Genomic DNA, 4,553 nt, shown 5'->3' with positions numbered 1-4,553 from the left:
TGGTGGAGATGGGTTTGCAGCGCCGCCCTTCACTTGTAGCTTTACCATCGCACCGACTTCTTTTGCCATTTTGATTTGTTTTAATTATAACTCAATGTTAGTAAGTGGAAGCTAAGTAACATTTAAGATCTTTAGATTTGAGATGTTAGATAGGAGATTTGAGGCTCGTACCAGGTTATTCAAACCTTTATATTGTTATATTTATTGTTTAGCGCTATCAATATGACCCTTAGATGTTTCATCAATCTATAAGCTCATATCTCTTGTCTAAACTATTCTTTCTCTACCTGCATGTAATTCAATTCAAGCGGCGTACGACGCCCAAATATCTTTACCATTACTTTTAATTTCTTTTTCTCTTCGTTAACTTCCTCGATAACACCGCTAAAGCCGTTGAAAGGACCATCCATTACTTTAACGTTCTCGCCAACGTAATATGGTACATTCATGGTTTCGCCTTGTGCGCTCATCTCGTCAACCTTACCTAAAATACGGTTAACTTCGGCCTGGCGTAAAGGGATAGCGTTACCTTGCTTATCACCTAAAAAGCCAATAACGCTATTAATGTTCTTAATAACGTGCTCTAACTCACCGTCAAGCGCGGCTTCCATTAATACATAGCCCGGGAAATAATTACGCTCTTTAGCGATTTTCTTTCCATCGCGCATCTGGTAGTATTTTTCGGTAGGGATCAATACCTGCGGGATAAGGTGTGTTATACCTAACCTGTTTACTTCCGCATCTATGTATTGCTTTACCTTTTTTTCTTTACCACTGATGGCCCTAACTACGTACCACTTTAATTGCTCACTCATCTATTATATATAATTAGGTTAGTGATGTATAAAACTGATTAAGCAAATAGCCGATTATCTGGTCCATACCAAAAATAAGCATAGCAATAATAATTGCAGCTACCAACACCAATACGGCGCTGCTTTGCAACTCTCTCCAGGTTGGCCAGGTTACTTTCTCGGTCAACTCAATGTATGATTCTTTAATATATTCAGCTACGCCTGCCATTTTATTAATTGCTTATGCACGGGAACAAGGATTCGAACCCTGATCAAAGGTTTTGGAGACCTCTATTCTACCGTTGAACTATTCCCGTGTATACTATCTCCAAAAAAATGAAGAATTGTATTGTATTTGCTTATTGTGAATAAAGTACCGAGACAAAAGCCCCGGTACTTTATACAAAATTAACCGTTTTGCTACCCAGTTAAGGGTATTGTAATTATGCTAATATTTCAGTTACCTGACCAGCACCTACTGTTCTACCACCCTCACGGATAGCGAAACGTAGACCTTTTTCCATAGCGATAGCGTTGATTAGCTTTACAGTGATAGTAACGTTATCACCTGGCATAACCATTTCTACACCTTCTGCCAATGAAATTTCACCGGTTACGTCAGTTGTACGGAAATAGAATTGTGGACGGTATTTGTTGAAGAATGGAGTGTGACGGCCACCTTCTGCTTTTGATAATACGTAAACCTCTGCTTTGAAATCAGTGTGTGGGTTTACTGAACCTGGTTTACAGATAACCATACCCCTGCGGATATCAGTTTTCTCAATACCACGTAGTAATAAACCTACGTTATCACCAGCTTCGCCACGGTCAAGGATCTTGCGGAACATCTCAACACCTGTTACGGTTGATTTTAAGTTCTCAGCACCCATACCTAAGATATCTACTTGCTCGCCTGAGTTGATAACACCACGCTCGATACGACCAGTTGCAACAGTACCACGACCAGTGATCGAGAATACGTCCTCAACAGGCATCAAGAAAGGAAGATCAGTTAAACGTGGAGGAATTGGAATGTAGCTATCTACAGCATCCATTAACTCCATAATTTTAGCTACCCATTTAGCATCGCCGTTAAGACCGCCTAATGCTGAACCTTGGATAACCGGAATATCATCACCAGGGAAATCGTAGAATGATAATAATTCACGGATCTCCATTTCAACTAATTCTAATAATTCTGGATCATCAACCATATCCACTTTGTTCATGAACACAACCAGTGAAGGTACACCTACCTGACGGGCAAGCAGGATGTGCTCACGAGTTTGAGGCATTGGACCATCAGTAGCAGCAACCACGATGATAGCACCATCCATCTGAGCAGCACCAGTAACCATGTTTTTTACATAGTCAGCGTGACCCGGACAGTCAACGTGTGCATAGTGACGGTTTGCAGTTGAATATTCAACGTGAGCGGTGTTGATGGTGATACCACGCTCTTTTTCTTCAGGAGCAGAGTCAATTGAATCAAATGAACGTGCTTCTGATAAACCTGCGTCAGCTAATACTTTAGTGATAGCTGCGGTAAGGGTTGTTTTACCGTGGTCAACGTGACCGATTGTACCGATGTTTAAGTGCGGCTTACTGCGGTCAAACTTTTCTTTTGCCATGATTATTTTTTATTTGTAGGTTAATTTATTTAAACGTAATGTACTTATATTAAAAGTATCTGAGCCAACAATGGGATTTGAACCCATGACCTCTTCCTTACCAAGGAAGTGCTCTACCCCTGAGCTACGTCGGCTAATTTTTTAGTTCATTTGTTCACTCGTCAATTAGTTCATTGGTATTTACCACCTGGCACAAATGAACTAATGAACCATGCAACCATTGAACTACCCGAGCGGAAGAAGAGGTTCGAACTCTCGACCTATAGCTTGGAAGGCTATCGCTCTACCAACTGAGCTACTTCCGCAATATTAAAACCTAAAACACTAAACTCTAAACCCTAAAACAATTTTTAGAATTTAGAATTTAGCAATTAGTACTTAAAGTGGGGGGAGAAGGATTCGAACCTTCGTAGCCGAAGCAGCGGATTTACAGTCCGCCCCATTTGACCGCTCTGGTATCCCCCCATTGTTGATTTCGGATCCATAATACCTAATTGGAAGCTAAGTATCACTTTTCCGAAATAAACAGAGCCTCCTATCGGGATCGAACCAATGACCTACTGATTACAAGTCAGTCGCTCTACCAGCTGAGCTAAGGAGGCTTAAATTGTCGCCATTACCATTTTACCTTTCGGTATTTTAGGGTTTTGGCTGCAAAATAATATTGCGCTTATTTTTTCTTTTTAAAGAACCACCCTTTCAATAATCAAGAGACTGATTAAAGCCTCTCTGAAAGGGATTGCAAATCTACAAAAATTTAAGGCTGTACAAAATATTTTTGCAAAAAAAATCGGCAGGCTTTAAACCTGCCGATCCGGGCTTTAATTTTGCCCTGCTATATGCCTAAAAATCATCTTCTTCCGTTACAAGGGCCGCTTTTTTAGCAGCTTCGGCAGCGATAGATTTTTTTGTTTTATGTTTCTCAATTTGCTTGCGAAGGCTCTCAACCACCAAATCCGTAGCCTCTTCAAACGTTTTACACTTCTCTTTTGCAAAAATTTGGTTACCCGGCAGCATCAGTTTTATCTCTGATATCTTGTTAGCCTCATCCTCTACGTTCTCCAGCTTTAAATATACTTCACCACTTATTATGTGATCGTAAAACGTCTCCAGCTTATCTACTTTCTTTTGGATAAAATCAAGTAATCTCTTGTCTGCAGTGAAGTGAATAGATTGCACTGTAATTTTCATTTTTCCTCCTTTTTATGCCTTTGGATGGGCTTGTTTATAAATAGATTTAAGTCGTTCTACTGAATTGTGCGTATAAATTTGCGTGGCGCTAAGGTTAGCGTGGCCAAGCAATTCTTTTATAGCGTTTAAATCGGCCCCATTGTTTAGCAAGCTTGTTGCAAACGTATGCCTTAACACGTGTGGGCTCCTTTTATCCTGGGTTGATATGTGTGAAAGATATTTCTGCACTATTAGATATATAAGCTTGGGATATGCATCCGCTCCTTTATTTGTAACGATTAAGGTTAAGGAATTGTTATTAAAATTTTCACATTTCTTTGCCTCAGTATATTGCTTTAACAGTAGCACCAGTTCATGATTCAGGGGTATTATCCTCTGTTTGTTGCGTTTACCTAAAACTTTAATGGTGCCCTCGTACAAATTAATATCTGTTTCTTTTATGCCGGTAATTTCTGCAAGGCGCATACCTGTGCCAAAAAGCATCTCAATAACCAGCTTATCGCGCTGGCCGGCAAAATCTTCTGTAAATATTTTATCAGCCGCACTATCCATTTTGCCATCCAGCATACCGGTTAGTTTATCACTATCTACCACGGTTGGCAGGTTTTTAGGCACTTTGGGTGTGTTGATGCGCGATGCAGGGTTGGTAGTTATTACTCCCTCCTGCAACAAAAACTTAAAGTATTTGCGCAGCGTGGCTATTTTACGGTTAACAGAGCGTGCAAGCAGCTTGTTATCCATTAGCTGTACCATCCAGTTACGGATATCGTGATGGCGGATGTCTGTTGGGGTTGTAACCTGTACCGGCTGATTGGGCGGGTTTAAAAAGAGCATAAATTGCTCAAGGTCGCTCTGGTAGGCTGATACCGTGTGGGGCGAGTATCTTTTCTCGAACCTGATGTGCTGTATAAACCTGTCTAAAAACATAAAAACTATT

5 protein-coding genes, 5 tRNA genes and 1 pseudogene are annotated in these 4,553 nt (G+C 40.5%); all 11 read right to left on the bottom strand.

Annotation, left to right across the window (positions count from 1 at the left end; translation table 11 throughout):
* A pseudogene (locus WC615_RS22700) lies at positions 1–69 on the bottom strand (50S ribosomal protein L11); the annotation flags it as partial.
* A 203-nt stretch (positions 70–272) separates the two neighbouring features.
* Positions 273–815: a transcription termination/antitermination protein NusG gene (gene nusG / locus WC615_RS22695; RefSeq protein ID WP_067059685.1), complete on the bottom strand. Its 543-nt coding sequence runs from the start codon at positions 813–815 to the stop codon at positions 273–275.
* A 13-nt stretch (positions 816–828) separates the two neighbouring features.
* Complete coding sequence (secE, locus tag WC615_RS22690) at positions 829–1,023, bottom strand: preprotein translocase subunit SecE (RefSeq protein WP_191176014.1); 195 nt, start codon at positions 1,021–1,023, stop codon at positions 829–831.
* Positions 1,024–1,040: 17 nt separating this feature from the next.
* Positions 1,041–1,111, bottom strand: a tRNA-Trp gene (locus tag WC615_RS22685).
* Between the two features lie 126 nt (positions 1,112–1,237).
* Positions 1,238–2,425 (bottom strand): elongation factor Tu, encoded by a 1,188-nt coding sequence (tuf, locus tag WC615_RS22680; protein ID WP_372980306.1) that lies wholly within the window; start codon positions 2,423–2,425, stop codon positions 1,238–1,240.
* A 62-nt stretch (positions 2,426–2,487) separates the two neighbouring features.
* Positions 2,488–2,559: transfer RNA gene (locus tag WC615_RS22675), tRNA-Thr, on the bottom strand.
* 98 nt (positions 2,560–2,657) lie between these two features.
* Positions 2,658–2,730: transfer RNA gene (locus tag WC615_RS22670), tRNA-Gly, on the bottom strand.
* A gap of 79 nt (positions 2,731–2,809) precedes the next feature.
* Positions 2,810–2,890: transfer RNA gene (locus WC615_RS22665), tRNA-Tyr, on the bottom strand.
* A gap of 64 nt (positions 2,891–2,954) precedes the next feature.
* Positions 2,955–3,027, bottom strand: a tRNA-Thr gene (locus WC615_RS22660).
* 241 nt (positions 3,028–3,268) lie between these two features.
* A complete protein-coding gene (gene hpf, locus WC615_RS22655) occupies positions 3,269–3,616 on the bottom strand; it encodes a ribosome hibernation-promoting factor, HPF/YfiA family (RefSeq protein WP_067059688.1) in 348 nt (115 codons plus the stop codon).
* 12 nt (positions 3,617–3,628) lie between these two features.
* Positions 3,629–4,553, bottom strand: a 925-nt coding sequence (locus WC615_RS22650) for a tyrosine-type recombinase/integrase (RefSeq protein WP_372980305.1), incomplete at its 5' end; no start/stop codon positions are given.

The sequence above is a fragment of the Mucilaginibacter sp. genome, assembly GCF_041663085.1.
Classification (GTDB): Bacteria; Bacteroidota; Bacteroidia; order Sphingobacteriales; family Sphingobacteriaceae; genus Mucilaginibacter.
Note: the sequence above shows the minus strand (reverse complement) of the source record. Positions and strands in the feature narration are given on the sequence as shown.

Bases quoted from the DNA above. Each gene is read 5' to 3' on its own strand.
- nusG (WP_067059685.1), bottom strand. From the start codon at position 815: ATGAGTGAGCAATTAAAGTGGTACGTAGTTAGGGCCATCAGTGGTAAA.
- secE (WP_191176014.1), bottom strand. From the start codon at position 1,023: ATGGCAGGCGTAGCTGAATATATTAAAGAATCATACATTGAGTTGACC.
- hpf (WP_067059688.1), bottom strand. From the start codon at position 3,616: ATGAAAATTACAGTGCAATCTATTCACTTCACTGCAGACAAGAGATTA.
- tuf (WP_372980306.1), bottom strand. From the start codon at position 2,425: ATGGCAAAAGAAAAGTTTGACCGCAGTAAGCCGCACTTAAACATCGGT.